Raw genomic sequence first — 2922 nt, forward strand, 5'->3', positions numbered from 1 at the left:
CCGCTTCGCATGAGCGGACCGGTCCGCCGCGTGGAAGGGGGACGGTTCGGGACCGCCGGCGCGCGAAGCGCCGTGCGGATCGTGCGGGAAGCGCCGTATTGACCGACGCTTGAGCGGTTCCACCTCAAGCCGTCGTAGCAGTCGGGCCGATTGAGCCGGTTATTCGGGGCGACGGAAATCCGTTTCCCGCCCGGCCGCGGGCTCAACATGACCTCCCGAGAAGCGTCAGACATGGCATCTCACACCTCCGCGGCCGGCGCCGCGCAGCCCCGGCGTTCGCGTTCGGCCTCCCCCGTGCGCGGTGAATTCGCTTCTCGTCGGACCGAGCGCATGGAAACGACTTCTCGTCCGCGGCGGTCCTGGTTCCGCCGGGCGCTGCCCTGGCTGCCGGCGGCGGCGCTCGCCCTGACGCTGACGCCCTCGGCGGCGAAGGCCCAGACCGTCACGATCGGGGCGCTGTCCGTCACCACGGAGACGCCGCCTAACAACGTCGTCGCCGCCCCGTTCTTTCCCACCGTCGAGGACGTGCAGGTCATCGGCTCGCTGTCGGTGTCGACCAACACCGGCTGGGTCAAGGCGGAAGATCTCCAGAACTTCGGCACCGTCACCATCGGCGCCGACGCGCTGATCACGACGCAGTTCGGCGGCACGCTGCTGCCGGGCAACGGCGTCTTCACCGACGTTCAGTATCAGAACGAGGCCGGCGCCACCACGAACGTGTTCGGCCGCCTGGTCGTGGGTTCGCCGACGCTCTACTCCGGCGCCGCCGGGGAGACGGGGCCGGCCGCCGGCGCCCTGGGCAGCGGCGTGCTGTCCGTGACCGGCGGGACCGTGGCGGCCCTGGGCGGCGGCGAGATCGCGGCCGGGGCGCTCGACGTCTCCGGCGGCGTCTTCACGACCTCCGGCGGCGGTTCCACCACCGTGATCTCCGGGAGCGCCACCGCCGGCGGCCCCGCGGCCACCGTCGTCCGCGGCACCGGCCTGCTGAACACCGCCAACGGCGCGACCTTCGACACCCTCGCCGCCCTGATTGACGGCGCCGGCGCCGAGGTCCGCGTCAGCGGCGGCGCCACGATGACCGCCGACTCGTTGACGCAGACGGACGGCCTGCTCGACGTCCGGGCCGCGGGTACGCTGACCGTCGCCGGCCTCGTCGACCCGCTCGACCCGCTGGACATCTCCGGGATCGCCGACTTCAGCGATCAGGTCCGCATCAACGGAACGCTGAACGCCACCACCACGCTCCTGAACGCGGGCAGCGTCCTCACCGGCGGCGGGACGATCAACGGCGACGTGCTCGCGGCCGGGACCATCGCCCCCGGCGACACCGGCGCGGTCGCCGGCTCCGCCCCCACCCTCGGCGCCAACGGCCGGGGGGTGCTGAACATCGGCGGGAACTACTTCGGGGACGGCGTCAACTACGACATCGAGGTGCTCCCCGGTTCGAGCAGCAACACCGTCGCGGGGGTGGACTTCGACCAGATCAACGTTGCCGGGCTGGCGGTGATCGACGGCGGCACCGTGGACGTGTTCCCCGTGCCGGCCGGCGCCGACGCCGCCAGCTTCGCGGTCGGGCGTCAGTACCGCTTCATCACCGCCGCCGGCGGGTTGGTCGTGCTCGACCCGGTGATCGTCAACAACCCGCGGACGGACCTGCGGCTCATCCCGTTCATCGGCCCGAACAGCTACTCGTTGGTCGTCGGTCGTAACGTCCCCCTGTCGACGTTCGCGAACACCTTCAACACCCGGCAGGTGGCCCGCGCGCTGGACGTGGTCAGCACCGACCCGAACCTGTCGTTCCTGCTGAACGCCCTCGACACGCGGCCGACCCAGGCCCAGGTCCTGCAGGCCGTCAACGGTCTGTCCGGCGAGGTCTACGCCACGCAGATGACGGCGCTGAACCGGAACTCGCTGCAGTTCCTGGACGTGATCGCCGGGCAGGACGCCGCCTTCCCGCTGGTGTGCGGCACCTGCGGCGTGAACGGCCGCAACGACGTCGCCTGGCAGGGCTGGACCCACACCTACGCCGCCAGCGGCCGCGTCTCCGGCGACGGCAACGCCTTCCCCGCCGAACTGGACAGCGCCGGGCTGGTGGTCGGCGCCACGCGGATCTTCGGCCGGTCGAACGCCTGCCTGGCCCTCAGCGGCTTCTTCGGCACCGAGGTCAACACCACCGAGGTGAACGTCAACCGGGTCGGCGACGCCGAATCCGTCGTCAACGACGAGGTGCATCGCCTGGGCGCCTACCTCCGCGGCTCCGCGGGGCGGGTCCACGGCCGGCTCACCGGCGTCGTCGGCGTCGCCAACGCCGAGTCCCGCCGCAGCTACGTCCTCGACGACTCCCAGGGCGGCATCCCCTTCGCCGACGTCACCGGCGCCGAGTACGAAAGCATCCTCGGCGCCGTCGACTCCGAGGTCGGGTACCTGTTCGGCTCCCCGGTCGGCTTCATCATGCCGGTCGCCGGACTGCGGTACGTCGAGACCGACCGGGACGAGTTCGCGGAGGCCGGCGGGATCACCTCGCTGTACGTGGGCGACTCCTTCCTCAAGGAGGTCCGGGCCCGGGCCGGCCTGCGGACCGGCAACCAGCTGACCTTCGTCCCCTGGGCGCCGACCAGCTTCACGATGGAAGCCTTCTACAGCCGCGACGTCTCCGCCGCCTCGGTCGGCGACATTGACACCCGGCTGGACTCGGCCCCGGCGGCGGCCTTCACCGCCCGCGGCACCGACTTCGGCGCCCATCGCTTCGTGCTCGGCCCCGGCCTGAGCGTCGGCATCGGGCCGGTGCAGTTCTCCGCCCGCTACCGCGCCGCCCTGACGGAGTACTCCACGGTGCACTCCGGCAACGCGAACCTCGAAGTCTGCTTCTGAGCCGACCCGCTCGCGTCCGGAACCGAGAGAAGAATCCCGCGAGACGGCCCG

General features: G+C 71.7%; 1 protein-coding gene. It reads left to right on the top strand.

Annotation, left to right across the window (positions count from 1 at the left end; translation table 11 throughout):
- Positions 1–330: 330 nt before the first annotated feature.
- Entirely contained in the window at positions 331–2871 is a 2541-nt protein-coding gene (locus ACG2DA_RS22260) for an autotransporter domain-containing protein (protein WP_395258822.1), read from the top strand.
- Positions 2872–2922 lie beyond the last annotated feature (51 nt).

Origin of the sequence: Alienimonas sp. DA493 (genome assembly GCF_043951915.1) — a bacterium.
GTDB lineage: Bacteria > Planctomycetota > Planctomycetia > Planctomycetales > Planctomycetaceae > Alienimonas.

Excerpts from the sequence above, each read along its gene's own strand:
- ACG2DA_RS22260 (WP_395258822.1), top strand. The coding sequence starts at position 331 with ATGGAAACGACTTCTCGTCCGCGGCGGTCCTGGTTCCGCCGGGCGCTG.